The organism is Enterobacter sp. 301B (genome assembly GCF_003850715.1).
Taxonomy (GTDB): Bacteria; Pseudomonadota; Gammaproteobacteria; order Enterobacterales; family Enterobacteriaceae; genus Enterobacter; species Enterobacter intestinihominis.
This window is the reverse complement of record NZ_PQTC01000024.1, coordinates 12450-37072: the sequence shown is the minus strand read 5'-3', so window position 1 is coordinate 37072 and position 24623 is coordinate 12450. Positions and strand designations below refer to the sequence as shown.

The 24623-nt window shown below is 56.1% G+C and carries 23 protein-coding genes and 1 tRNA gene; 20 read left to right on the top strand and 4 right to left on the bottom strand.

Annotation, left to right across the window (positions count from 1 at the left end; translation table 11 throughout):
• Nucleotides 1-34: 34 nt before the first annotated feature.
• The 9 genes from dnaQ (at nucleotide 35) to C3451_RS20315 (ending at nucleotide 9136) form a co-directional block, all read left to right on the top strand.
• On the top strand, nucleotides 35-766 hold the full coding sequence (gene dnaQ, locus C3451_RS20355) for a DNA polymerase III subunit epsilon (protein ID WP_072201000.1): 732 nt from the start codon (nucleotides 35-37) through the stop codon (nucleotides 764-766).
• Nucleotides 767-898: 132 nt separating this feature from the next.
• Nucleotides 899-975, top strand: a tRNA-Asp gene (locus tag C3451_RS20350).
• A 386-nt stretch (nucleotides 976-1361) separates the two neighbouring features.
• The gene (locus tag C3451_RS20345) at nucleotides 1362-2081 is read left to right on the top strand and encodes a FadR/GntR family transcriptional regulator (protein ID WP_022647132.1); all 720 of its coding nucleotides are present in this window, start codon (nucleotides 1362-1364) and stop codon (nucleotides 2079-2081) included.
• Entirely contained in the window at nucleotides 2078-3091 is a 1014-nt protein-coding gene (locus tag C3451_RS20340) for an ABC transporter ATP-binding protein (protein WP_045623443.1), read from the top strand. The genes C3451_RS20345 and C3451_RS20340 overlap by 4 nt, the downstream gene beginning before the upstream one ends.
• Nucleotides 3088-4170 carry an oligopeptide/dipeptide ABC transporter ATP-binding protein gene (locus C3451_RS20335; protein WP_022647134.1) on the top strand — a complete coding sequence of 361 codons (1083 nt, stop codon included), beginning with the start codon at nucleotides 3088-3090 and terminating at the stop codon, nucleotides 4168-4170. The genes C3451_RS20340 and C3451_RS20335 overlap by 4 nt, the downstream gene beginning before the upstream one ends.
• 2 nt (nucleotides 4171-4172) lie before the next feature.
• A complete protein-coding gene (locus tag C3451_RS20330; protein WP_023299385.1) occupies nucleotides 4173-5687 on the top strand; it encodes an ABC transporter substrate-binding protein in 1515 nt (504 codons plus the stop codon).
• Nucleotides 5688-5705: 18 nt separating this feature from the next.
• A complete protein-coding gene (locus C3451_RS20325; RefSeq protein WP_045308938.1) occupies nucleotides 5706-6647 on the top strand; it encodes an ABC transporter permease in 942 nt (313 codons plus the stop codon).
• Between the two features lie 2 nt (nucleotides 6648-6649).
• Nucleotides 6650-7525 (top strand): ABC transporter permease, encoded by an 876-nt coding sequence (locus C3451_RS20320; RefSeq protein WP_045623441.1) that lies wholly within the window; start codon nucleotides 6650-6652, stop codon nucleotides 7523-7525.
• A gap of 9 nt (nucleotides 7526-7534) precedes the next feature.
• A complete protein-coding gene (locus C3451_RS20315) occupies nucleotides 7535-9136 on the top strand; it encodes a gamma-glutamyltransferase family protein (protein ID WP_045623439.1) in 1602 nt (533 codons plus the stop codon).
• A gap of 41 nt (nucleotides 9137-9177) precedes the next feature.
• On the opposite strand, the gene C3451_RS20310 is transcribed toward C3451_RS20315, so the two are convergent.
• Both C3451_RS20310 and fadE read right to left on the bottom strand, forming a co-directional pair.
• Nucleotides 9178-9948 carry an amidohydrolase gene (locus C3451_RS20310; protein ID WP_023305484.1) on the bottom strand — a complete coding sequence of 257 codons (771 nt, stop codon included), beginning with the start codon at nucleotides 9946-9948 and terminating at the stop codon, nucleotides 9178-9180.
• A gap of 107 nt (nucleotides 9949-10055) precedes the next feature.
• Nucleotides 10056-12500: an acyl-CoA dehydrogenase FadE gene (gene fadE / locus C3451_RS20305; RefSeq protein WP_023299388.1), complete on the bottom strand. Its 2445-nt coding sequence runs from the start codon at nucleotides 12498-12500 to the stop codon at nucleotides 10056-10058.
• A gap of 239 nt (nucleotides 12501-12739) precedes the next feature.
• On the opposite strand from fadE, the gene lpcA reads away from it, so the two are divergent.
• Together lpcA and C3451_RS20295 are read left to right on the top strand one after the other, a co-directional pair.
• A complete protein-coding gene (gene lpcA / locus C3451_RS20300) occupies nucleotides 12740-13318 on the top strand; it encodes a D-sedoheptulose 7-phosphate isomerase (RefSeq protein WP_003863232.1) in 579 nt (192 codons plus the stop codon).
• Nucleotides 13319-13366: 48 nt separating this feature from the next.
• The gene (locus C3451_RS20295) at nucleotides 13367-14134 is read left to right on the top strand and encodes a class II glutamine amidotransferase (protein ID WP_017383120.1); all 768 of its coding nucleotides are present in this window, start codon (nucleotides 13367-13369) and stop codon (nucleotides 14132-14134) included.
• Here C3451_RS20295 and dpaA read toward each other — a convergent pair.
• Entirely contained in the window at nucleotides 14105-14845 is a 741-nt protein-coding gene (gene dpaA / locus C3451_RS20290; RefSeq protein WP_006810008.1) for a peptidoglycan meso-diaminopimelic acid protein amidase, read from the bottom strand. The genes C3451_RS20295 and dpaA overlap by 30 nt on opposite strands.
• A gap of 300 nt (nucleotides 14846-15145) precedes the next feature.
• Between dpaA and C3451_RS20285 the strand changes: the two genes are divergently transcribed.
• The 8 genes from C3451_RS20285 to dinB all read left to right on the top strand — a co-directional run bounded on the left by C3451_RS20285 (nucleotide 15146) and on the right by dinB (nucleotide 22351).
• Nucleotides 15146-16489, top strand: a complete 1344-nt coding sequence (locus tag C3451_RS20285; RefSeq protein ID WP_022647142.1) for a Na(+)-translocating NADH-quinone reductase subunit A — start codon at nucleotides 15146-15148, stop codon at nucleotides 16487-16489.
• A gap of 2 nt (nucleotides 16490-16491) precedes the next feature.
• Nucleotides 16492-17727: an NADH:ubiquinone reductase (Na(+)-transporting) subunit B gene (locus tag C3451_RS20280; RefSeq protein WP_022647143.1), complete on the top strand. Its 1236-nt coding sequence runs from the start codon at nucleotides 16492-16494 to the stop codon at nucleotides 17725-17727.
• Nucleotides 17720-18514 (top strand): Na(+)-translocating NADH-quinone reductase subunit C, encoded by a 795-nt coding sequence (locus C3451_RS20275; RefSeq protein ID WP_022647144.1) that lies wholly within the window; start codon nucleotides 17720-17722, stop codon nucleotides 18512-18514. The genes C3451_RS20280 and C3451_RS20275 overlap by 8 nt, the downstream gene beginning before the upstream one ends.
• Complete coding sequence (locus tag C3451_RS20270) at nucleotides 18507-19145, top strand: NADH:ubiquinone reductase (Na(+)-transporting) subunit D (RefSeq protein WP_003863219.1); 639 nt, start codon at nucleotides 18507-18509, stop codon at nucleotides 19143-19145. Before C3451_RS20275 ends, C3451_RS20270 begins: the two co-directional genes overlap by 8 nt.
• Nucleotides 19146-19151: 6 nt before the next feature.
• A complete protein-coding gene (nqrE, locus tag C3451_RS20265) occupies nucleotides 19152-19748 on the top strand; it encodes an NADH:ubiquinone reductase (Na(+)-transporting) subunit E (protein WP_003863217.1) in 597 nt (198 codons plus the stop codon).
• Nucleotides 19749-19758: 10 nt separating this feature from the next.
• The gene (gene nqrF, locus C3451_RS20260) at nucleotides 19759-20982 is read left to right on the top strand and encodes an NADH:ubiquinone reductase (Na(+)-transporting) subunit F (protein WP_015571374.1); all 1224 of its coding nucleotides are present in this window, start codon (nucleotides 19759-19761) and stop codon (nucleotides 20980-20982) included.
• Nucleotides 20983-20984: 2 nt separating this feature from the next.
• A complete protein-coding gene (gene nqrM / locus C3451_RS20255) occupies nucleotides 20985-21185 on the top strand; it encodes a (Na+)-NQR maturation NqrM (protein ID WP_003863212.1) in 201 nt (66 codons plus the stop codon).
• A 107-nt stretch (nucleotides 21186-21292) separates the two neighbouring features.
• Entirely contained in the window at nucleotides 21293-22351 is a 1059-nt protein-coding gene (dinB, locus tag C3451_RS20250; RefSeq protein WP_032624796.1) for a DNA polymerase IV, read from the top strand.
• A 55-nt stretch (nucleotides 22352-22406) separates the two neighbouring features.
• Here the strand turns inward: dinB and pepD are convergent, their stop codons facing one another.
• On the bottom strand, nucleotides 22407-23864 hold the full coding sequence (gene pepD / locus C3451_RS20245; RefSeq protein ID WP_045622398.1) for a cytosol nonspecific dipeptidase: 1458 nt from the start codon (nucleotides 23862-23864) through the stop codon (nucleotides 22407-22409).
• 258 nt (nucleotides 23865-24122) lie between these two features.
• Between pepD and gpt the strand changes: the two genes are divergently transcribed.
• Nucleotides 24123-24581 (top strand): xanthine phosphoribosyltransferase, encoded by a 459-nt coding sequence (gpt, locus tag C3451_RS20240; protein ID WP_003863205.1) that lies wholly within the window; start codon nucleotides 24123-24125, stop codon nucleotides 24579-24581.
• Nucleotides 24582-24623: the final 42 nt, after the last annotated feature.

The window sequence follows — 24623 nt, the reverse complement described above, 5'->3', positions numbered from 1 at the left end:
CAGTAAAACGATAAGTCTGACATAAATGACCGCTATGAGCACTGCAATTACTCGCCAGATTGTTCTTGATACCGAAACTACCGGTATGAACCAGATTGGCGCCCACTACGAAGGGCACAAAATCATTGAGATTGGTGCCGTTGAAGTAGTGAACCGTCGTCTTACGGGCAACAACTTCCACGTTTACCTCAAACCCGATCGGCTGGTTGATCCGGAAGCGTTCGGCGTTCACGGGATTGCCGATGAGTTTTTGCTGGATAAGCCCACCTTCGCCGATGTCGCGGATGAATTTCTCGACTACATCAGAGGTGCAGAACTTGTCATTCATAACGCATCGTTCGATATCGGCTTTATGGACTATGAGTTCAGCAAGCTCAACCGCGATATTCCTAAGACCAATACGTTCTGTAAAGTTACGGATAGCCTGGCGCTGGCAAGGAAGATGTTTCCCGGCAAGCGTAACAGCCTTGATGCCCTGTGCTCTCGCTATGAGATAGACAACACCAAGCGAACCCTGCACGGCGCATTGCTCGATGCCCAGATCCTGGCCGATGTTTACCTGACCATGACCGGCGGGCAAACATCGATAAAATTCAGTATGGAAAATGAATCCCAGCAGACGCGGGACGAAGGCGGTATTCAGCGGGTCGTGCGTCAGGCGAATCGCCTGCGGGTTGTTTTAGCCAGTGATGAAGAGCTAATGAACCACGAATCTCGCCTCGATTTAGTGCAGAAGAAGGGCGGAAGCTGTCTGTGGCGTGGATGAAAAAAGGCGGAAACGTTTGTTAAATCGCCGTTTGGGTGATTTTTGCAGCAAACGATTCAAAACCTGAGAAAAAGCGTTGACGAGTTCAGAGGCAAACCGTAATATTCGCCTCGTTCCCCAAACGGGAACAGTGGAGCGGTAGTTCAGTCGGTTAGAATACCTGCCTGTCACGCAGGGGGTCGCGGGTTCGAGTCCCGTCCGTTCCGCCACTATTCAGAAAGCCTGAATCAGAAATGATTCAGGCTTTCGTCGTTTTATACTTCCTACACTCGCTTATCTCTCTTCTTATTTTCGTTAACAAAAAGTTAATATAATCAGTGCAATTTATTAACATTTGCACGGTTTTAGTGCGTTATTTGCACTGCTTTTGTGCATTGTTTGCCCATCCCCTCTCCGAACCTCACTTAGTTATGTAATAATTATGTAAAAATAATTCATAAGAAATCATTCGGTTACCGATCATTTTTCAGAAAAGATCTGAACCAATACGCTATTGGTTCGCTTATTGCTTAATCATTAGCACGATAAGTAGTCCGTCATATCAATAACTTATCGTTAATAAAAATAAAGTCATGATGAAAGCGAGCGAACCAATATGGAAAAACCTTCACGGGTTTTAGCAAATTCCAGCACCGCGCTTGACCAGTTGCGCGGGCTTATCAACCAGCACGAGTCAACACCAGGCACTCCGCTGCCCACTGAACGTGAGCTATCGGAAACACTCGGCGTAGGACGACGCGAAGTGCGTCGCGCGCTGGACGTGCTGGAAGAAGAAGGGCGGATCTGGCGCAAGCAGGGCAAAGGTACCTTCATTGGTCCGGCTGCCCCTGTTGAGCCGTTGGCGCTTCAGGGATTGGTTCAGCAAACCAACCTGCTGGAAGTCATGGAAGCTCGACTACAGCTCGAACCCGGGTTAGCCCGACTTGCGGCACTGCGTGCCACCAGGGAAAACCTCGCGCTCATGCAGCGCATGCTGGAACGCATTGACAAGGTCAGCCCGGATGACCGCGATCTTAACGAACTGTGGGATAGCGCCTTTCATCGCGCCATTGCGGAAGCAGCCGGCAACCGCCTCATGCTAGGGCTTTTCGATGCGATAGATGCCGTCCGCCGGGAGCCCGGCTGGCAGTATTTACGCGAGCTTGCCCGCACCCCCGAACGTGTCGACAACTATAACGACCACCATCACAAAATCATGTCAGCGATTATTCATCGCCAGCCTAATGAAGCAGCCGCCGCCATGCGCGAACACCTGCTCAGCCTGCAAACCGCCCTGATTCAGGCTATCCACCTTGAGGACGATTCCACGCTATGACGACGATACCCTTTAAGGACTCCATGCCCGTACTGCGGCTGCAAAACCTCAACGTTAAATTCGCGGGCTCGCCGGTAAGCGTGCTCGAAGACATCTCGCTGACGGTCAGGGCGGGAGAGACGCTGGCGCTGGTGGGCGAGTCCGGCTGCGGTAAAAGCATCACTTCCCTGGCGCTGATGGGGTTATTGCCTGCCAGCGCCAGGATCGTCAGTGGGGAGATGCACTTCCGCCGCCACGATCTGCGCAAGCTCTCGCCGCGCGAGTATGCCAATCTGCGCGGCAGCGAGCTGGCGATGATATTCCAGGAGCCCATGACCTCGCTCAACCCGGCTTTCACGCTTGGCGATCAGCTCAGTGAAGCGGTGATGCGCCATCAAACGATCTCCCGGGCTGAGGCGATGACGGTTGCGCTACAGATCCTGGAGAAGGTGCAGATCCCGGCCGCAGAGATGCGCCTTAAGGTTTACCCGCATCAGCTTTCCGGCGGTATGCGCCAGCGCGTGATGATTGCGATGGCGCTGATAAACCATCCCAAATTACTGATCGCTGACGAACCCACTACCGCTCTGGACGTGACCATTCAGGCGCAAATTCTCGCTCTGCTCAATACCTTAAAAGAAGAAACGGGCACGGCGGTGCTGATGATCACCCACGATTTAGGCGTGGTGGCCGAAGTGGCACAGCAGGTGGCGGTGATGTATGCCGGCCAGGTAGTAGAGCAGGGAAGCGTCGAGGCGATATTTGCCGACCCGCAGCACCCGTACACAATTGGCCTGATGGGCTCGATCCCCTCCCTTGGCGTACGCAAGGGCCAGCTTTCCACCATTCCCGGATCGGTCCCGCTGCCGGAATCCATGCCTCAAGGCTGCCGCTTTGCCACCCGATGTCCCTTCGCGCAGACGCGCTGTCATGCTGAAAAACCACCGCTCACTATGCTCGGCACGGGTCATCAGGTTGCCTGCTTCCGCGTGCCGCTGGAACAACACATTGCCCTGGGAGAAATTGCATGACCACGCCCATTCTTGAAGCCCGGGATCTGAGCAAGCTTTTCCCCGGCCCGAAAAAACTGTTTACGCCGGCCCGCTTTGTCACGGCTGTTGACCGCGTTTCACTGTCGGTGCTGCCAGGCGAAACGCTGGCTATTGTCGGCGAATCAGGTTCCGGGAAATCCACCCTCGGCCGGCTGCTGCTGCGCCTGCTGGGCGCCAGCGAAGGGCGCGTATTTTATCAGGGTGAGGAGATCACCCACGCCTCAGGCGCACGTCTGAACCAGCTCCGGCGTGAGCTACAGATCATCTTTCAGGATCCCTTCGCCTCGCTGAACCCGCGCATGACGGTAGAACAGATTGTCGGTGAGCCGCTGTGGCTGCACCAGAACATGAAAAAAGCGGATCGCCAGTACCACGTCGCCGAGCTGCTCAGGACGGTCGGCTTGCCCGCGGCCTGGGCCGGACGTTATCCGCACGAATTTTCCGGCGGGCAGCGTCAGCGTATCGGCATTGCGCGCGCGCTGGCGTCAGGCCCAAAGCTGCTGCTGGGCGATGAACCGGTTTCCGCACTGGATGTTTCCGTCCAGGCACAGGTGGTCAATTTACTGGAAAGCCTGAAGCACCAGTTGGGGCTAACGATGGTGATCGTCGCCCACGGTCTGGCGGTTATCCGTCATATGAGCGACCGCGTGGCGGTGATGTATCTTGGGCAAATCGTCGAGCTGGCCACCGTCGACGATATCTTCGACGCGCCGCTGCATCCTTATACCCAGGCATTAATTGCCTCTGCGCCGCAAATGCAGCCAGGCGTAGCGCGGGATGCGCCGCTGTTGCAGGGTGATTTACCGAACCCGGCTAATCCGCCCTCCGGCTGCCGTTTCCACACCCGTTGCCCCTATGTTAGCGATGAATGTCGTCAGGTTGAGCCGATTCATCAGGTAATCGACGGCGGACGTCAGGTCGCCTGCCACCGCTGGCAGGAGATTAATCGCGATCGCAGCGTTATACAGATCGCACCGCCATCCGCCGCATTTTTGCGCCGCCGCGCGCTGTTTGAACACGCGGCTACTCACTCCTCCCTTCCTTCAAGGAACTCATGATAATGACAATGCGTAATTCTCTTTTGACCGTACTGGGAAGTGTTATGTTGCTTGGTGCGGCGCTGCCCGCCCATTCTGAAAGCGTGCTGCGAATCGGCCTGGGTGCAGATCCGGACATGCTGGACCCGCATCTGGCGCGTACCTATTATGGCCGCTTCGTCTTTGCCTCCCTGTGTGACCGGCTGGTGGACGTGGACGAGCACCTCAAGGTGGTGCCGGGACTGGCGAAATCCTGGGCGTGGAGCGATGACGGCAAAACGCTGACCCTGGATCTCCGTGAAGGCGTGGCCTTCCACGACGGTGAAAAATTCGATGCCGCCGCCGCGAAATACAACCTCGACCGGGCCCTGACGCTAAAAGGCTCTCTGCGTAAAAGTGAACTCTCTTCCGTTGAGTCGGTGGAGGTCACCGGCCCGATGCAGATAGCCCTGCACCTGAAAACGCCGGATGCCGCACTTCTGATGCAGCTCACCGATCGCGCAGGCGCAATGATGGCGCCGGAAGCCGCGAAAAAAGCCGATTTTGCCGCCCATCCGGTCTGTTCCGGCCCGTATAAATTCGACAGCCGCGTGTCGCAGGACCGCATTGTGCTGACCCGCTTCGACAACTACTGGAACAAAGACGCCTACCACTTCGATAAAATTATCTATCTGCCGATCCCGGATGCCTCCGTGCGCCTGGCGAACCTGCGCGCGGGCGATCTCGACCTGACCGAAGGCATTGCCGCCAGCGACGTCAAAACCGTCGAAGCCGACAGCAAGCTGGCGCTGGCGAAGGTGACGGGCCTCGGATACCAGGGCATCACCTTCAATATTAACAATGGCAAAGTCCCGGCGAACGATCCCTTCAAAGATGCCCGCGTGCGTGAAGCATTTTCCCAGGCCATCGATCGCGATGCTTTAAACCAGGTAGTGTTCGAAGGGCTTTACACTCCGGCAAACCAGGCGTTTTCGCCGGTAAGCCCGTATCACGTCAATCTTCCGGTTCCCCCGCGTGACGTCGACAAAGCCAAAGCGCTGCTGAAAGCCGCAGGCGTCACCGCGCCGCTGACCGTCAATCTACTGGTGCCGAACAACCCAACCTCGCAGCAGGTGGGCCAGGTATTGCAGGCGATGGTGGCAGAGGCGGGCTTTAACCTGAACCTGCAAATGACCGAGTTCGCCACGCTGCTGGATCGCCAGCAGAGCGGTGACTACCAGTTGAGCTTCTCCGGCTGGTCGGGTCGCCCGGATCCAGATGGCAGCATCTACGGCTTTATCAACAGCAAAGGCACCCTCAACGACGGCCGCTACAGCAATGCTCAGGTGGATGAATGGCTAACGCAGGCGCGTCAGAGCACCGATCAGGCCGCCCGCCAGCCGCTGTATGACAAGGTTGTGAAGCAGCTTCAGACCGATATGCCGATTGCATACCTTTACTTCGAACCGCGCATTTTTGGCCTGAACAAGCGCGTGCAGGGCTTTAAAGCGTACCCGGACGGCATTGTGCGTCTGGCTGGCTTAACGCTGGCGAAATAAACCTCCTGAGGAGAACCCATGCTGGAACTGATTTGCAAACGTCTGCTGCTGGCTATACCCACTCTGCTGCTGGTGAGCATGATGGTGTTCGGCCTGCAAAAGCTGCTGCCTGGCGATCCGCTGATTGCCATGGCCGGGGAGGAGCGCGATCCGGCGGTGATCGCCCAGCTGCGTGCTGAGCTGAATCTGGACGAGCCGATCCCCGTGCAGTATTTCAACTGGCTGACGCGGGCGCTGCAAGGCGATCTGGGTGTCTCCTTACGCACTCATGAGCCGGTCACGCAACTGATTGCCAGCAAGCTGCCGGTCACGCTGGAACTGTCGCTGCTGGCGATGATTATCGCGCTGGTGTTTGGTATCAGCATGGGGATCCTCGCGGCGGTGAACAAAAACAGCTGGGTCGATCACGGGGCGAACTTTGTGGCGATCTCGGGGATCTCAATACCGCACTTCTGGCTGGGGATCCTGCTGATTCTGGTCTTTTCAGTAAACCTGCAATGGTTGCCTGCGTCCGGTTATGTGCCGTTCAGTGAAGATCCGATCCAGAACCTGCGGACATTGCTGCTGCCCGCGTCCGTGCTCGGAACCGGCCTGGCGGCGACGCTGATGCGCCATACCCGCGCGTCGATGATTGCGGTGCTGAAAGCGGATTACATCCGCACCGCGCGCGCTAAGGGGCTGCTGCCGAAAGCGGTGATCCTGAAGCACGCCTTTCGCAATGCGCTGGTGCCGGTGATCACCCTCACCACGTTGCTGTTCGGCGAGCTGCTGGGCGGGGCGGTGCTGACCGAGCAGGTGTTCACCATTCCGGGCTTCGGCAAAATGATCGTCGACTCGGTGTTCAACCGCGACTACGCGGTGGTGCAGGGCGTAGTGCTGATCGTGGCGATCGGTTTCCTGATGCTCAACCTGCTGGCTGACGTGCTCTACGTCCTTATCAACCCGAAAATGCGAGGTTAACCATGGCGGAACTGACGACGCAAACCGTGGCGCCCGCGCTACCGCGCGCGCAAAACCGGGTGCTGAAAAAATTCCTCGCTAATAAAAGTGCGGTGATTGGCGCGATTGTGGTGGGCTTTTTTGTGCTGGTGGCGCTGCTGGCGCCGTGGATCGCGCCATTTGACCCGGTCAAAGCTAACTTCCTCGCGGTGCGCAAAGCGCCATCGGCGATGTACTGGTTCGGCACCGACGAGCTGGGGCGCGATATCTTGTCCCGCATTATCTGGGGGGCGAGAACCTCGCTGATGGCGGGCTGTATGTCGGTGGCGATCGCGGTTGTCATCGGCGTGCCGCTGGGGCTGGTGGCGGGTTATTTCCAGAAGATGTGGGACGGGGTGATCTCCCGCTTTATTGAGGCACTGCTGGCCTGTCCATTCCTGATCATGGCGATCGCGCTGGGGGCATTCTTAGGCCCAAGCCTGACGAATGCCATGATCGCTATTGGACTCTCGGCAATGCCGATCTTCGCCCGCCTGACGCGCGGCCAGGTGATCGCCATTCGCAACGAAGAGTACATCGACGGCGCGCGGGCGATTGGCCTGCCGGACCGCTGGGTCATCATTAAATACGTTCTGCCCAACGTGATGTCACCTATCCTGGTGCAGGCCACGCTGGCCATTGCCTCGGCGATTATCGCCGAAGCCAGCCTTTCGTTTTTAGGGTTAGGCCAACAGCCGCCGAACCCATCCTGGGGCTCCATGCTCAACACCGCAAAAGGGTTTCTCGAACAGGCGCCGTGGATGTCGGTTTTCCCCGGCGTGGCGATTTTCCTTGCCGTTCAGGGCTTTAATTTACTCGGCGACGGGCTGCGCGATGCGCTCGATCCGCGCCACGACTAAGGAGTCATGATGACCAAAGCGCTCGATTTTACAACCGGTTACGATTCACGACGCCCGCCGATGATGGGCCATAACGCCGTTGCTACCTCGCAGCCGCTGGCGGCACAGGCGGGAATGAAGATGCTACAGCTGGGCGGAAATGCCGTTGATGCGGCGGTTGCGACCGCCATGGCGCTGACCGTTGTCGAGCCGACCGGCAACGGCATCGGCAGCGATGCTTTTGCCATTGTCTGGGACGGTGAAAAACTTCACGGTCTGAATGCGTCCGGTCGTTCGCCAGCCAGCTGGCATGCGGATCTGTTTGCCGGAAAAACCGCCGTACCGGAAATCGGCTGGGACGCGGTGACCGTGCCGGGTGCGGTGTCGGGCTGGGTGGCGCTGGCTGAACGTTTTGGCACGCTGCCGCTGACCACGCTCGCGCAGCCAGCCATTGATTACGCGCGCAACGGTTTCCCGGTCTCGCCGCTGATCGGCCATCTCTGGCAGCGCGGCTACAACAAGCTGAAAGATCAGCCCGGGTTTAGTGCCTGCTTTGCGCCGGAAGGCTGCGCGCCGCGCGTGGGGGAGATCTTCCGTAACCCGGCGCAGGCGAACTCACTGGAGCTGATCGCCAAAACCAACGGCGACGCGTTTTACCGTGGCGAACTGGCGCAGAAAATTGCCGCCTTCGCCAAAGCACATGGTGCACACCTGACCGAAGCAGACCTGGCGAATCACCGTGTGGACTGGGTGGAACTGCTATCGCGCGACTTCGCGGGCGGTTCGGTGCAGGAATTGCCGCCAAACGGTCAGGGGATCGCCACCCTGATTGCGCTCGGCATTCTGGAGCAGTGCGGCATCGAGAAACATCACCCGGATTCCGTGCAGGGGCTGCACCTCTCTATAGAGGCAATGAAGCTGGCGCTGGCGGATCTCGATCGCTACGTTGCGGATGAAGAGCATATGGAGTTTGCCGCCAAAGCGCTGCTGAGCGACCATTATCTGAAGTCGCGCGCCGCGCTTATCAACCACGATAAAGCCTCTGATTTTGTGTACGGATCGCCGACGCAAAGTGGGACGGTTTACCTCAGCGCAGCGGATTCCAGCGGGATGATGATCTCCTTTATCCAGTCCAATTTTATGGGCTTCGGTTCAGGGATCGTGGTGCCGGATACGGGGATCAGCCTGCAAAACCGCGGCTGCGGCTTTGTACTCGATCCCAAACACCCGAACGCGCTGGCGGGCAGCAAGCGTCCTTTCCACACCATCATTCCGGGCTTTGCGATGGACGGTAACGGCAAACCGCTGATGTCCTTCGGCGTGATGGGCGGCCCGATGCAGGCGCAGGGGCACATGCAGATGGCGCTGCGCATTATGCTGCACGGGCAAAACCCGCAAGCGGCGATTGACGCCCCGCGCTGGCGCGTGGTGCAGGGCAGGGAAGTGGTTGTTGAATCGACCTTCGATCGCAATACCATCGCGGCGCTGCGCGAGCGCGGACACCAGATAGTGGTGGAAGATCCGCTTCAGGATTACAATTTTGGCGGCGCGCAGGTGATTTACCGTATGCCGGAAGGGCACTACGTGGCTGCGACGGAGAGCCGCAAAGACGGGCAGGCGTTGGTGAGCTGATTTGTAGGCCGGGTAAGGCGCAGCCGCCACCCGGCTTTTTCTTATCCAATGCTAAATGGATCTGCATCCTGCCAGGCCGGAAACTTCTCCCGATACTCCTTTAACGCCGTTAACGAGATCTCAGCGTCAATTCGTGTCGCCTGATGCGGCTCGGCGGTGGCAATAATCTCACCCTGCGGACTGATCACCCGGCTGTCACCGCGATAGTGATGCCCGTTGCCGTCCGTTCCTACACGGTTACAGCCAACGACATAAGCCTGATTTTCAATCGCGCGCGCGGTCAGTAAAGCCTGCCAGTGCAGGGAGCGTGGGGCGGGCCAGTTGGCGACGTACAACGCCAGGTCATAATCGTTGCGGTTGCGCGACCACACCGGGAAGCGCAGGTCATAGCAGACTAGCGGCAGAATACGCCAGCCGCGCCATTCAAATACCACGCGTTCGTTTCCGGCTTCATAATGTTGATGTTCATCCGCCATGCGGAACAGGTGGCGCTTATCGTAGAAATGGACGTTTCCTTCCGGCTCGACCAGCAGGAAGCGATTGACCGGTCCGCGCCCGGTCTGGAGCGCGACGCTGCCGGCAATCAGCGCGTTTGTTTCCTGCGCCCTGGCGTGCATCCAGGCCACCACCTCGTCCTGCGGCATGGACTGTTTTGCTGCCTCCATCGCGAAACCTGTGGTGAACATCTCCGGCAGGACAATCACATCGCGTCCGGTAATCTCTTCCAGCTGGCGATCAAAATGGCGAAGGTTGGCGGGGCCGTCCATCCACACTAAAGGTTGCTGCAAAACAGAAATCTTTAAACCAGGCACGATACAGGCTCCTTAATAAACACTTTTTGACACTGTAGCACGTCATTACCAGAAAATGTGGCAATAAAAAACCCCGCGCGGGGCGGGGTTTGTGAGAGCAAAATACCTTATGCCGCTTCAGGTTTACGGTGCTTCTCTGGCAGCTTTACCGGCTGAGTCGCCAGCTCTTCTGGTTCGAAATCATCCACGTTAATACTGCGCAGACGGCTCTCTTCGGCTTTCACCAGAATCGCAGCTTCGCTGTTGTCGATGATGCCACCCGCCAGCGCCTGTTTTGCCAGCTCATCCAGTCGTGTAAACGGCAGGTTTTTGCCCAGCTGTTTGCAGATCTTCTGGTGAATCGGGTCGGCGGCCATCACGTCAAGCAGCGCTTCTTCCAGCAAACCTACCGGGTTATGCGGGGTAGGTTCCAGGTATTGACCACGGCCAATACGGGAACGGGTTGCGCTTGGTACCTGGAGGATCTTCGCCACTTTATGATCCAGCTTGTCAGACGGTGCCAGATGGTGACGACCGGTCGGGAAGATCACCGCGCGCAGGGCGCCCGCCACGAAGCGGTTCGGGAAGTTTGCCAGCAGGTCGTCAATCGCCTGTTCCGCCTGATACATCGCATCCTGCACGCCCCAGTGCACCAGCGGCAGATCCGCTTCCTGACGGCCTTCATCGTCGTAGCGTTTCAGCACCGCAGAGGCCAGGAAGATCTGGCTCAGCACATCACCCAGACGGGCGGAGATGCGTTCGCGACGCTTCAGGCTTCCGCCCAGAACGGCCATGGAGACGTCAGACAGCAGCGCCAGGTTAGCGCTCAGACGGTTCAGGTGTTGGTAATAACGTTTGGTTGCATCGCGGGTCGGCGTCGCGCTGGTCAGCCCCCGCGTCAGGCCGAGCCAGAAGCTGCGAACTTCATTGCTGCCAACGTGGCCGATATGTTTGAACAGCAGCTTGTCGAAGGCATCCACGTCGTTATTCTGCGCGGCGGCCATCTCTTCCAGCACGTACGGATGGCAACGAATCGCCCCCTGGCCGAAGATCATCATGCTACGGGTCAGGATGTTTGCCCCTTCCACGGTGATGGCAATCGGTGCGCCCTGATAGCCGCGTGCCAGGAAGTTGCCTTCGCCAAGCATAATGCCTTTACCGCCTGCGATATCCATTGCATCAATAATTGACTGCTGTGCACGGTGGGTACAGTGGTACTTCACAATTGCCGACAGCACGGCGGGTTTCTCGCCCAGCATAATACCGTAGGTAATCAGCGAGGCTGCGGCGTCCATCACGTAGGCATTGCCCGCAATACGCGCCAGCGGCTCTTCGATACCTTCCATCTTGCCGATGGAGATTTTGAACTGACGGCGGATATGCGCGTAAGCCCCAATCCCCATCGCCACCGATTTCAGACCGCCGGTAGAGTTCGACGGCAGGGTAATGCCGCGGCCCACCGACAGACATTCCACCAGCATACGCCAGCCCTGACCGGCCATTTTCGGTCCACCGATGATGTAGTCAATCGGCACAAAGATATCCTGACCGCGAGTCGGGCCGTTCTGGAACGGTACGTTCAGCGGGAAATGACGACGACCAATTTCAACCCCCGGGGTCGAGGTTGGGATCAGCGCACAGGTAATGCCCAGATCTTCTTCACCGCCCAGCAATTTTTCCGGGTCAGAAAGTTTGAACGCCAGACCGAGTACGGTGGCGATAGGCGCCAGGGTGATATAACGTTTGTTCCAGGTCAGGCGCATGCCCAGCACCTGTTCGCCCTGCCATTCGCCCATGCAGACCACGCCAGTATCCGGGATCGCACCGGCATCAGAACCGGCTTCCGGGCTGGTCAGCGCGAAGCACGGAATTTCCTGACCACGCGCCAGACGCGGCAGATAGTGATCTTTCTGCTCTTCCGTACCGTAATGCTGTAACAGCTCGCCCGGGCCTAAGGAGTTTGGCACGCCAACGGTGATCGCCAGGATCCCGGAAACACCCGCCAGTTTTTGCAGGACGCGAGCCTGAGCGTAAGCGGAGAATTCCAGACCGCCGTACTCTTTCTTAATGATCATCGCGAAGAAGCGATGCTCTTTCAGATATGCCCACAGCTCAGGCGGCAGGTCGGCCATTTCGTGAGTGATGGCAAAATCGTTCGCCATGCGGCAGGCTTCTTCCACCGGGCCGTCAATAAAGGCTTGTTCTTCGGCGGTCAGACGCGGCTGCGGGTAGTTGTGCAGCTTTTTCCAGTCCGGGTTGCCCTGGAACAGATCGCCTTCCCACCAGGTCGTGCCCGCATCAATCGCTTCTTTCTCCGTGCGCGACATCGGCGGCATCACTTTACGGAATCCCTTGAACACCGGCGCGGAGATCATCGACTTACGCATCGGCGTCAGGTTAAACGGCAGCAAAATGATTGCCAGGGGAACAAGTACCCAGATATTCCACAGGCCAGCGACGCCAAGTGCAGCCGTCCAGGCCAGAAGAATCAGGCTACTCAGGAATAAACTGACACGGTGATAGAACAACACCCCGAGCAGCACAACGGTTGCGAAAATGCTCAAAATCATCATAAAGAAAAGCTCCCTTGCTTGTAGGAGGTCTGACCACTTGTGATGATATGGTTGTAGTTGATGTCATTTCCTTTAGCAATGTGTTTACAAAATAATTACAACCTGGTTCACATTGTTCGCGTTTTAGTCGGCACAAAAAATCAAAACGCCGGACGATTCGCATGGCTTTAGCTTCTCGCTTTTACTGCTATCCGGTACACTCCACTGTGTTATTTCATCAATACTGAAGGATTATCCTCATGTACCAGGATCTTATTCGTAACGAACTGAACGAAGCGGCGGAAACGCTGGCGAATTTTCTGAAAGATGATGCCAATATTCACGCTATTCAGCGCGCGGCGGTCCTGCTTGCCGACAGTTTCAAAGCCGGCGGTAAAGTGCTCTCCTGCGGTAACGGCGGTTCCCACTGTGACGCCATGCACTTCGCCGAAGAGCTGACCGGACGCTATCGCGAAAACCGTCCGGGCTACCCGGCGATTGCGATTTCCGACGTGAGCCACATCTCCTGTGTAGGCAACGACTTCGGTTACGACCATATCTTTTCCCGCTACGTTGAAGCCGTAGGCCGTGAAGGCGACGTGCTGCTGGGGATCTCCACGTCCGGTAACTCCGCTAACGTGATCAAAGCGATCGCCGCCGCGCGTGAGAAGGGCATGAAAGTGATCACCCTGACCGGGAAAGATGGCGGTAAGATGGACGGTACAGCGGACATTGAAATCCGTGTACCACACTTCGGTTATGCGGATCGCGTTCAGGAAATTCACATCAAAGTGATCCACATCCTGATCCAACTGATCGAAAAAGAGATGGTTAAGTAAGACTTCGCTGGGGGGCGCCGGTGCCCCCCGCTGTTGTGGAGGTGTTCTATGTGCGAACTGCTCGGGATGAGCGCCAATGTGCCAACCGATATCTGCTTTAGTTTCACCGGGCTGGTTCAGCGCGGTGGAGGAACCGGGCCGCATAAAGACGGCTGGGGCATTACCTTCTACGAAGGCAAAGGATGTCGCACGTTTAAAGATCCACAGCCCAGCTTTAACTCACCCATTGCCAGACTGGTGCAGGACTATCCTATTAAATCCTGTTCGGTGATCGCCCATATCCGCCAGGCCAATCGCGGCGAAGTGGCGCTGGAAAATACCCATCCGTTTACCCGTGAACTGTGGGGACGTAACTGGACCTATGCGCACAACGGGCAGCTCTCGGGCTATAAATCACTGGAAACCGGCAATTTTCGTCCTGTCGGTGAAACGGACAGCGAAAAAGCATTTTGCTGGCTGCTGCACAAGCTGACCGAGCGCTACCCCCGTACGCCCGGCAACATGACCGCAGTATTTAAGTACATAGCGTCACTGGCGTCTGAGTTACGCGAGAAGGGCGTGTTTAATATGCTGCTGTCTGACGGACGCTACGTGATGGCATTCTGCTCGACGAATCTGTTCTGGATCACCCGACGTGCGCCGTTTGGCGTCGCCACGCTGCTCGATCAGGATGTGGAAATTGATTTTCAGAAGGAGACCACACCGAACGATGTGGTCACTGTCATTGCAACGCAGCCGCTGACGGGCAATGAAACCTGGCAAAAGATCATGCCAGGCGAGTGGGCGCTATTTTGTCTCGGGGACCGCGTAATTTGACGCCAGCTGAGGCTGAACCACTTCATGGCTGAGCGGTTTACTCACCACGTAACGGCCATTGACGATGGACACCACCGGCGGCTTATGGGTCTGCTCGAAGTAGTCATAACCCGGTTTTAGCTGTTTCCAGAAATCTGTGTAAACAGAGTACTTATGGCGCGCCATGTTGGCATCCGTCATACGGAACGGATAGATGCTGACCTGAACATTCGGCTGGCCGAAGACCAGTGCGCCCGTGACAAACTGGAAGATTTCATCAATGCCGGAATCCGTCATCGCATAACAGCCGACAGACACGCAGGCGCCGTGGATCATCAGGTATTTCCCTTCGTAACCGTGCGCACGGTCGAAGGCATTGGGGAAACCGATGTTAATCGCTTTATAGAAGCGGCTGTCCGGTTTTAGCTGGTTACGCTGAACGTTGTAAAACCCTTCCGGACTTTTGAAGTCACCCTGGCGCTGTTTCGGCCCCAGTCCGCCAGAATAGTTACAGATTTTGTAGCTATCGAGCAGTTGATACGTCTCGCCCATTTTGACAAACAGATCGAGTGTGCGCTCTTCCTTGAAGATTTGAATATAAACAGGGGATCCCATCAACTGCTGTTTATACTCTTTGCTGACCGGCGTCGTTGAACTATTACTGCCAAGCAGCCCGGCAAACGACATGCACGGTATCAGAAGCATCGCAATGAACAATGCGATTTTACGCATACTACTGGTTCCTTGATAAAACAATGACCAACTTGCCAGAACGGCAAAAGACACCCGAAATCAGACTAATCTGGACAGGAGCGCTCACATTAGCACCGATGGAGATTTTCGCAAGAGCCAACCTTTGCGTTTACAAATTAGTTTTACTTTATAACCCATTCATATCGTCCTGACTCCAGGAACTTTGCGCAATAGCTCGCATTTCGGCGCGCCAGACGGCGGATTTACTGCCCTTGGCAGGGCCGAAAATGGTACACTCCGGCCTCTCTGGATTGTTGTTCATGGATACCTGCTAACCACATGTTTAGAATCAGAAAAGGACTCGATCTGCCAATCTCTGGCGTGCCTGAACAGCACGTAACGACCGGCGCCAGTATTCATCATGTCGCTATTGTGGGTGATGATTACGTGGGCATGCGCCCCGCGATGCTTGTACAGGAAGGCGATCGTGTAATAAAAGGCCAGGCACTCTTCGAGGATAAAAAAAATCCTGGCGTTATGTTTACAGCCCCTGCCAGCGGCACCGTTGCCGCCATCCATCGTGGTGAGCGTCGCGTTCTGCAATCGGTAGTTATTCAAATTGAAGGCGATGAGAAACGCGAGTTTGCGCGTTTTGACGCCGCCGATCTCGCTACCCTCAGCCACGACGCGGTGCAGACGCAACTGCTGGAGTCAGGACTGTGGACGGCGCTTCGCACGCGTCCCTATAGCAAAACGCCCGTACCTGGCACTGTGCCAGCCGCTATCTTCGTTACGGCCATCGACACCAACCCGCTCAGCGCGGATCCGCAGCCTCTTATCCTGGCGGAACGCAAAGCTTTCGATGCCGGCCTCACCGTGTTAACGCGCCTGACGCCGGGCAAAGTTCATGTCTGCCAGGCCAGCGGCGGTAAGCTGGGCGGGCATCCTCAAGGGCAGGTCGCCTTTAATGAATTTGCCGGCCCGCATCCGGCCGGACTGGTGGGAACGCATATTCATTTCCTGGAGCCGGTAAGCCTGACGAAACAGGTCTGGCATCTTAATTATCAGGACGTGATCGCTATCGGTAAGCTCTTCACCACGGGTGAGCTGTGCGCAGAACGCATTATTGCCATCGGCGGCCCTCAGGCAACCCAACCGCGTCTGGTTCGCACGCTGCTTGGGGCAGACCTGACGGCGCTGTTGGCTGGCGAAACGAAAGAAGGTGAAAACCGCATTATTTCCGGTTCGGTGCTGAGCGGCAGACACGCGACAGGCCCGATGGCCTGGCTGGGTCGTTTCCATCTTCAGGTGAGCGTGGTGCTTGAAGGGCGCGAGAAAGAGCTGTTCGGCTGGGTGCTGCCTGGCGCAGAAAAATACTCGGTAACCCGTACCACGCTCGGCCACTTTTTGCGTCGTAAGCTGTTTAACTTCTCCACCAGCACCAACGGCGGTGAGCGCGCCATGGTCCCGATTGGCAACTACGAACGCGTGATGCCGCTGGATATTCTGCCCACTGTGCTGCTGCGCGATCTGCTGGCCGGCGATACCGACGGTGCCCAAGCGCTGGGCTGTCTGGAGCTGGACGAGGAAGATCTGGCGCTGTGTACCTATGTGTGTCCAGGTAAATACGAATATGGACCCGTATTGCGCGAGGTGTTAACCCGCATTGAGCAGGAAGGATAACCATGGGCTTAAAACACCTCTTTGAAAAAATTGAGCCGCACTTTACCGAAGGGAAGCTCAAAAAGTACTACCCGCTGTATGAAGCGACAACGACCATTTTCTACACCCCGGGTCTGGTGACGAAAGGCGCGGCGCACGTTCGCGACGCCATCGACCTCAAGCGAATGATGATTCTGGTCTGGTTTGCGGTCTTCCCGGCCATGTTCTGGGGGATGTATAACGTTGGGTTGCAGACTATTCCGGCGCTGCACCATATGTACGATGCAGAGCAGCTGGCGCAGGTGATTCAGTCTGACTGGCACTATCGTCTGGCGCAGTCGCTGGGGGTGAGCTTTGCGGCAGATGCAGGCTGGATCAGCATGATGACGCTGGGCGCTGTCTTCTTCCTCCCCATCTATATGACTGTCTTTATTGTGGGCGGTTTCTGGGAGGTTCTGTTCGCTATTATTCGCAAACATGAGATCAACGAGGGCTTCTTTGTTACCTCTATTCTGTTTGCGCTGATTGTTCCGCCAACGCTGCCGCTCTGGCAGGCGGCGATGGGGATCAGCTTTGGCGTAGTGATTGCCAAGGAGATCTTCGGCGGGACCGGACGCAACTTCCTCAACCCGGCACTGGCAGGGCGCGCGTTCCTGTTCTTTGCTTATCCGGCGCAAATCTCGGGCGACCTGGTGTGGACGGCAGCAGACGGATTCTCCGGCGCGACGCCACTTTCACAGTGGGCGGCTGGCGGCGGCGAAACGCTGGTTAACAATGCAACCGGACAGCCTGTCACCTGGTTTGATGCGTTTATTGGCAATATTCCAGGCTCCATCGGTGAAGTGTCTACCCTGATGATTTTGATCGGCGGAGCCATCATCCTCTTTGGCCGCGTGGCGTCCTGGCGCATTGTCGCTGGCGTCATGCTTGGGATGGTCCTCACCGCCACGCTTTTCAATTTCATTGGTTCAGACACTAACCCGATGTTCTCCATGCCGTGGTACTGGCACCTCGTGCTGGGAGGCTTTGCGTTTGGCATGATGTTCATGGCCACCGATCCCGTCTCGGCTTCGTTTACCGACAGAGGAAAATGGTGCTACGGCGCGCTCATTGGGGTGATGTGTGTACTGATTCGCGTGGTCAACCCGGCCTATCCGGAAGGGATGATGTTGGCCATTCTGTTTGCCAATCTGTTTGCGCCGCTGTTCGACTATCTGGTCGTGCGCGCCAACATTAAGCGGAGGAAGGCGCGTGGCTGAGATCAAAAATAACGACAGTATCAGCAAAACGCTGCTGGTGGTGCTGGTACTGTGTCTGGTCTGTTCCATTGTCGTGGCCGGTTCTGCCGTTGGGTTGAAACCGCTACAGCAGGAGCAACGTGCGCTGGATAAACAGCGTAACATCCTTGCCGTTGCCGGGCTGATGCAGGAAGGCATGACGAAGGATGACGTCGCAGCGGTGTTTGCCGAACGCATTACCGCACGGCTGGTGGATTTAAAAACCGGGGAGTTAATGGATAAAGACCCGGCGAAATATAACCAGGCGCTGGCGCTAAAAGATCCGCAGATGAGCACCATGCTTGACGCCTCGCAGGATCCGGCAGGCATTAAGCGCCGCAGCAATGTCGCGGAGATTTACCTCGTCCGCGACGAGCAAAAGCGCATCCAGGAAATCGTGTTGCCCATCTATGGCAACGGTTTATGGTCAATGATGTACGCCTTTGTGGCGCTGGATACCGATGGCCGTACGGTCAAAGGCATTACATATTACGATCAGGGCGAAACACCAGGGCTGGGGGGCGAAGTTGAGAACCCTAACTGGCGGGCACAGTTTGTCGGTAAAAAAGTGCTCGATGACAACGGCCAGCCTGCGCTGAAGGTGGTGAAAGGAGGAGCGCGTCCCGGTGATGAATTTGCCGTTGATGGCCTTTCCGGCGCCACGCTCACTTCTAATGGGGTGCAGCACAGCTTTGATTTCTGGATGGGTGAACTGGGCTTTGGTCCCTTCCTGAAGAATGTACGTGAAGGAGCGCTGAACAATGGCTGATACGGGTGAACTGAAAGAAGTTAAAAAGGTGCTGATTGGCCCACTTTTAGCCAATAACCCGATAACGCTTCAGGTGCTGGGTGTATGCTCGGCTCTGGCGGTAACCACCAAGCTGGAAACGGCGGTGGTCATGACGCTGGCGGTAACGCTGGTGACAGCGTTTTCCAGCATGTTTATCTCAATGATCCGCCACCACATACCCAACAGCGTGAGGATCATTGTCCAGATGGCGATCATCGCCTCGCTGGTGATCGTGGTTGATCAGCTTCTGCGCGCCTTCGCTTATGAAACCTCGAAGCAGCTTTCGGTGTTTGTCGGCCTGATTATCACCAACTGTATCGTGATGGGGCGCGCTGAAGCCTATGCGATGAAAATGCCGCCACTGGCGAGCTTTATGGACGGTATCGGCAACGGGCTGGGTTACGGTGTGATCCTGTTGACGGTTGGTTTCCTGCGCGAACTTATTGGCAGCGGCAAACTGTTTGGCATTCCGGTGCTGGATACGGTACAGAACGGCGGCTGGTATCTGCCGAACGGTTTGTTCCTGCTGGCACCAAGCGCATTTTTCATTATCGGTTTGCTGATCTGGCTGATTCGTACGCTGAAGCCTGAACAGCAGGAAAAGGAGTAACCGACGATGGCTCATTACCTGAGTTTATTTGTGCGCGCGGTGTTTGTTGAAAACATGGCGCTCGCTTTCTTCCTGGGCATGTGTACGTTCCTTGCTGTTTCTAAGAAGGTATCGACGGCATTCGGTCTGGGTGTGGCGGTCACTGTTGTGCTGGGGCTTTCCGTTCCGATTAACAACCTGGTGTTCAACTTCGTGCTTCGCGATGGCGCGCTGGTGGAGGGCGTTGATCTTAGCTTCCTGAACTTCATCACCTTTATCGGGGTGATTGCGGCGCTTGTTCAGATCCTGGAGATGATCCTCGATAAATACTTCCCGTCGCTGTACAACGCACTGGGGATCTTCCTGCCGCTAATCGCGGTGAACTGCGCCATTTTCGGCGGCGTCTCATTTATGGTTCAGCGCGATTACAACTTCAGTGAATCGGTTGTGTATGGTTTCGGTTCCGGTATCGGCTGGATGCTGGCGATTGTTACCATGGCGGGGATCCGTGAAAAAATGAAATATGCCAACGTACCTGCGGGGCTTCGTGGCTTAGGGATCACCTTTATCACCACCGGCCTGATGGCGTTGGGCTTTATGTCCTTCTCCGGTGTGCAGCTATAAGGGCTAAAAGATGGAAATTATTCTTGGCGTGGTGATGTTCACGCTGATAGTACTGGTGCTGTCAGGGCTGATCCTGGCAGCGCGTGCGAAGCTGGTGAATTCCGGGGATGTGATCATTGATATCAATGACGATCCGCAGAATCAGATCCGTACCCCGGCAGGGGATAAGCTGCTTAATACGCTCTCCGGCAACGGGATTTTTGTCTCGTCTGCCTGTGGCGGCGGTGGCTCCTGTGGACAGTGCCGTGTGACGGTGAAAGAGGGAGGCGGTGATATTCTGCCAACAGAACTGTCGCATATCACGAAGCGTGAAGCTAAAGAGGGCTGCCGTCTGGCGTGTCAGGTCGCTGTGCGCCAGAACATGAAGATTGAGCTGCCGGAGGAGATCTTCGGCGTGAAAAAATGGGAGTGCGAAGTTATCTCTAACGATAATAAAGCCACGTTCATTAAAGAGCTCAAGCTGCGCGTTCCTGAAGGGGAGAGCGTCCCGTTCCGTGCGGGTGGGTATATTCAGATTGATTGTCCGGCACACACCGTGGCGTATGCTGACTTCGACGTGCCCGAGGAGTACCGGGCCGACTGGGATAAATTTAACCTCTTCCGCTTTGTTTCCGAAGTAAAAGAGCCCGCGCTTCGCGCTTATTCCATGGCTAACTATCCGGAAGAGAAGGGCATTATTATGCTCAACGTGCGTATCGCCACGCCGCCGCCGAATGTGCCTGATGCACCCCCTGGCGTCATGTCGTCCTATATCTGGTCCCTCAAGCCTGGCGACAAAGTGACGATTTCCGGCCCGTTCGGCGAATTCTTTGCCAAAGACACCGACGCGGAAATGGTCTTTATCGGCGGCGGTGCGGGTATGGCGCCGATGCGTTCGCATATCTTTGACCAGCTCAAACGCCTTGGCAGCAAGCGCAAGATCAGCTTCTGGTACGGGGCGCGTTCACTGCGCGAAATGTTCTATGACGATGAGTTTGAACAACTGGCGCGTGATAACCCTAACTTTACCTTCCATGTGGCGTTATCCGATCCGCAGCCGGAAGATAACTGGACAGGTTATACGGGCTTCATCCACAACGTGCTGTATGAAAATTACCTCAAACAGCACCCGGCACCGGAAGATTGCGAGTTTTATATGTGTGGCCCGCCAATGATGAACGCTGCCGTGATTAAGATGCTAAAAGATCTTGGCGTGGAAGATGAGAACATCATGCTCGATGATTTCGGAGGTTGATTATGCTGACCTTTCTGGCGACCTTTGCGGTGTTTGTACTGGTGATATTCGGGATGTCCTTAGGCTGGATCATCAAGCGTAAAAGCATCCAGGGCAGCTGTGGAGGTATATCTTCCATCGGAATGGAAAAAGTGTGCGATTGTCCGGAACCGTGCGATGCGCGAAAAAAACGGATGGCTCGCGAGCAGCAACGCATTATTTAGTTTTGTATGTCGGGTAAGGCAACGCCGCCACCCGACAATTCCCACGCATACTTCTCAACCCTCATTTGTTTACTGTATACTTATCCAGTAATGAGTGAGGGCTTACTATGCGCAAAATAATCCATGTCGATATGGACTGCTTTTTTGCCGCAGTGGAGATGCGTGACAACCCGGCGCTGCGGGATATTCCCATCGCCATTGGCGGCAGCCGGGTTCAGCGCGGTGTCATCAGCACCGCCAACTATCCTGCTCGCAAATACGGTGTGCGCAGCGCCATGCCGACAGCGATGGCGCTGAAACTGTGCCCGCATCTCACTCTTTTGCCCGGACGTTTTGATGCCTATAAAGAAGCATCGAGCCACATTCGGGAGATCTTCTCCCGCTACACCTCTCTGATTGAACCGTTATCGCTGGATGAAGCCTATCTGGATGTCACCCACAGCGTGCACTGCCACGGCTCCGCCACCCTGATGGCGCAGGAGATCCGCCAGACTATTTTTAACGAGCTGAACCTGACGGCATCGGCAGGCGTCGCGCCGATAAAATTTCTCGCCAAAATCGCCTCCGATTTAAATAAGCCCAACGGCCAGTACGTCATCACCCCGGAAGAGGTTCCGGCGTTTTTAAAGACGCTGCCGCTCAGCAAAATCCCCGGCGTGGGCAAAGTCTCCGCCGCAAAGCTGGAAAGTATGGGGCTACGCACCTGTGAAGACGTTCAGCGCAGCGATCTGGCGCTGCTGCTTAAGCGTTTTGGTAAGTTTGGCCGCGTACTGTGGGAACGCAGTCAGGGCATTGATGACCGGGATGTGAACAACGAACGGCTGCGTAAATCGGTCGGCGTTGAACGCACGCTGAGCGAAGATATCCATGACTGGACAGAGTGTGAAACCATTATTACGGAACAACTCTATCCTGAGCTTGAACGACGCTTACTGAAGGTCAAACCAGATCTGCTTATTGCCCGGCAGGGCATCAAACTGAAATTTAACGATTTTCAGCAGACGACGCAGGAGCACGTCTGGCCACGCCTCAACAAAGAGGATCTTATTGCGACCGCAAAAAAGGCATGGGAAGAGCGGCGGGGCGGACGAGGGGTAAGGCTGGTGGGGCTGCACGTCACCTTGCTGGATCCGCAGCTGGAGCGTCAGCTGGTGCTGGGACTGTAGATTAGGCTAATCGTAGGCCCGGTAAGCGAAGCGCCACCGGGCATCAAACGGCTTATTACTTAACAGGGATTGCTTTCAGCAGCTCAGTCAGCAGCGTCCAGTAGTGACCGACGCTTTCAATGTGAACCTGCTCATCCGGGGAGTGCGGCCCCGTAATGGTCGGCCCGATGGAGACCATGTCCATATCCGGATACGGTTTCTTGAACAGACCACATTCCAGACCCGCGTGAATAACCTGAATGTTCGGGGTGCTGTTGAACAGTCTCTGATAGGTTTCACGCACCAGTGCCATGACCGGAGAACTTGCATCCGGCTGCCAGCCAGGGTAGCTGCCTTTTGCAGACGTTTTCGCGCCCGCCAGGGTACCCAGAGATTCCAGCATGCTCACAACGTACTCTTTACCGCTGTCGATCAGGGAACGGATCAGGCAAATGATCTCTGCGCTGTCGTCGCCCATGGTCACTACGCCCACGTTCAGGGAGGTTTCAACCACGCCTTTTGCGACGTCAGAATTGCGGATCACGCCGTTTGGCGTTGCGTTCAGCAACTGGACGAACGTGTCACGAGACTGTGCGGTCAGCGCGGCTTTATCCGTTGTAACGGACTCCAGTACCACCGTCAGGTTTTTCTCTTTCTCAGACAGCTCGTTTTTCAGGATATCCAGATACAGGCTGGAGAGGTTTTTCAGCTCATCCGCTTTCGCCGCAGGCACCGCCACGGTCGCGAAGGCTTCGCGAGGGATCGCGTTACGCAGAGTGCCGCCGTTGAAGTCCACCAGACGCAGATCCAGTTCAGCGGCATGGCCCGCCAGGAAACGCGCCAGCAGTTTGTTGGCGTTGCCCAGGCCCAGGTGGATATCGCCGCCGGAGTGACCGCCTTTCAGCCCTTTCAGCGTCAGCTTAAAGGTCTCGAATCCAGCAGGGATCGCTTCGCGGGACAGCTGCAGGGTAGAGATGAAATCGATCCCGCCCGCGCAGCCCATGTAGATCTCACCTTCTTCTTCGGAGTCGGTGTTGATCAGAATGTCCGCTTGCAGCCAGTTTGCCTGGAGACCGAACGCGCCATCCATGCCCGCTTCTTCAGTCATGGTCAGCAGCACTTCCAGCGGACCGTGTTCAACGCTGTCGTCAGCCAGCACGGCCAGCGCGGAAGCCATACCAATACCGTTATCTGCGCCCAGGGTCGTGCCGCGCGCCTTCACCCACTCACCGTCGATGTACGGCTGAATCGGGTCTTTTGTGAAGTCGTGAACGGTGTCGTTGTTTTTCTGCGGAACCATGTCCAGGTGCGCCTGCAATACCACTGGCTTACGGTTTTCCATACCTGCGGTGGCAGGTTTGCGGATGAGAATATTGCCAACCTGGTCGCGCTCAGCGTGCAGACCTTTTTCCTTTGCCCAGCCCATAATATGTTCGGCAAGCTGTTCTTCGTGATAGGAAGGGTGCGGAATGGAGCAGATTTTGGCAAAAATATCCCACAGCGGCTGTGGAGATAATTGAGACAGTTCAGACACGATAGGTCTCCTTGTCGTTGCGCTGCAAAACAATGTTGCAGGTCACTGGGTTAGCAGGTTAATCGTTACCACAAGACGGGCTTGCGAGATGCATCTGAGAATACCACTTTCTCCCGTGGCTGGTAGCATTAAGCATGTAAAAACTCAGGCTCATGGCGCGTAACACTGGTTTTTAGTGCGTCAGATCTCTATAATCTCGCGCAACCTGGTTCACCCTCATTTTTTTAAGCCGTATATAAACAGGCTGGGACACTTCACATGAGCGAAAAATACGTCGTCACCTGGGACATGTTGCAGATTCACGCACGCAAACTGGCTGCGCGTCTGATGCCTTCCGAACAGTGGAAAGGCATTATTGCCGTCAGCCGTGGCGGTTTGGTACCGGGGGCGCTGCTGGCACGTGAGCTGGGTATTCGTCATGTCGATACCGTATGTATCTCCAGCTATGACCACGATAACCAGCGTGAGCTGAAAGTGCTGAAGCGCGCGGAAGGCGACGGTGAAGGCTTTATCGTTATCGACGATCTGGTGGACACCGGCGGTACCGCTGTGGCTATCCGCGAAATGTATCCAAAAGCGCACTTCGTCACTATCTTCGCGAAACCAGCGGGTCGTCCCCTGGTTGATGATTACGTCATTGATATCCCTCAGGATACCTGGATTGAACAGCCTTGGGATATGGGCGTGGTCTTCGTACCGCCTATTTCTGGCCGTTAATTTCAGTACGTAACTTTACACGCCCGGTTATGCCGGGCGTTG

What these genes read in the sequence shown, in the direction of transcription:
- dnaQ (WP_072201000.1), top strand. Translation starts at nt 35, where the DNA reads ATGAGCACTGCAATTACTCGCCAGATTGTTCTTGATACCGAAACTACC.
- C3451_RS20345 (WP_022647132.1), top strand. Translation starts at nt 1,362, where the DNA reads ATGGAAAAACCTTCACGGGTTTTAGCAAATTCCAGCACCGCGCTTGAC.
- C3451_RS20340 (WP_045623443.1), top strand. Translation starts at nt 2,078, where the DNA reads ATGACGACGATACCCTTTAAGGACTCCATGCCCGTACTGCGGCTGCAA.
- C3451_RS20335 (WP_022647134.1), top strand. Translation starts at nt 3,088, where the DNA reads ATGACCACGCCCATTCTTGAAGCCCGGGATCTGAGCAAGCTTTTCCCC.
- C3451_RS20330 (WP_023299385.1), top strand. Translation starts at nt 4,173, where the DNA reads ATGACAATGCGTAATTCTCTTTTGACCGTACTGGGAAGTGTTATGTTG.
- C3451_RS20325 (WP_045308938.1), top strand. Translation starts at nt 5,706, where the DNA reads ATGCTGGAACTGATTTGCAAACGTCTGCTGCTGGCTATACCCACTCTG.
- C3451_RS20320 (WP_045623441.1), top strand. Translation starts at nt 6,650, where the DNA reads ATGGCGGAACTGACGACGCAAACCGTGGCGCCCGCGCTACCGCGCGCG.
- C3451_RS20315 (WP_045623439.1), top strand. Translation starts at nt 7,535, where the DNA reads ATGACCAAAGCGCTCGATTTTACAACCGGTTACGATTCACGACGCCCG.
- fadE (WP_023299388.1), bottom strand. Translation starts at nt 12,500, where the DNA reads ATGATGATTTTGAGCATTTTCGCAACCGTTGTGCTGCTCGGGGTGTTG.
- lpcA (WP_003863232.1), top strand. Translation starts at nt 12,740, where the DNA reads ATGTACCAGGATCTTATTCGTAACGAACTGAACGAAGCGGCGGAAACG.
- C3451_RS20295 (WP_017383120.1), top strand. Translation starts at nt 13,367, where the DNA reads ATGTGCGAACTGCTCGGGATGAGCGCCAATGTGCCAACCGATATCTGC.
- dpaA (WP_006810008.1), bottom strand. Translation starts at nt 14,845, where the DNA reads ATGCGTAAAATCGCATTGTTCATTGCGATGCTTCTGATACCGTGCATG.
- C3451_RS20285 (WP_022647142.1), top strand. Translation starts at nt 15,146, where the DNA reads ATGTTTAGAATCAGAAAAGGACTCGATCTGCCAATCTCTGGCGTGCCT.
- C3451_RS20280 (WP_022647143.1), top strand. Translation starts at nt 16,492, where the DNA reads ATGGGCTTAAAACACCTCTTTGAAAAAATTGAGCCGCACTTTACCGAA.
- C3451_RS20270 (WP_003863219.1), top strand. Translation starts at nt 18,507, where the DNA reads ATGGCTGATACGGGTGAACTGAAAGAAGTTAAAAAGGTGCTGATTGGC.
- nqrE (WP_003863217.1), top strand. Translation starts at nt 19,152, where the DNA reads ATGGCTCATTACCTGAGTTTATTTGTGCGCGCGGTGTTTGTTGAAAAC.
- nqrF (WP_015571374.1), top strand. Translation starts at nt 19,759, where the DNA reads ATGGAAATTATTCTTGGCGTGGTGATGTTCACGCTGATAGTACTGGTG.
- nqrM (WP_003863212.1), top strand. Translation starts at nt 20,985, where the DNA reads ATGCTGACCTTTCTGGCGACCTTTGCGGTGTTTGTACTGGTGATATTC.
- dinB (WP_032624796.1), top strand. Translation starts at nt 21,293, where the DNA reads ATGCGCAAAATAATCCATGTCGATATGGACTGCTTTTTTGCCGCAGTG.
- gpt (WP_003863205.1), top strand. Translation starts at nt 24,123, where the DNA reads ATGAGCGAAAAATACGTCGTCACCTGGGACATGTTGCAGATTCACGCA.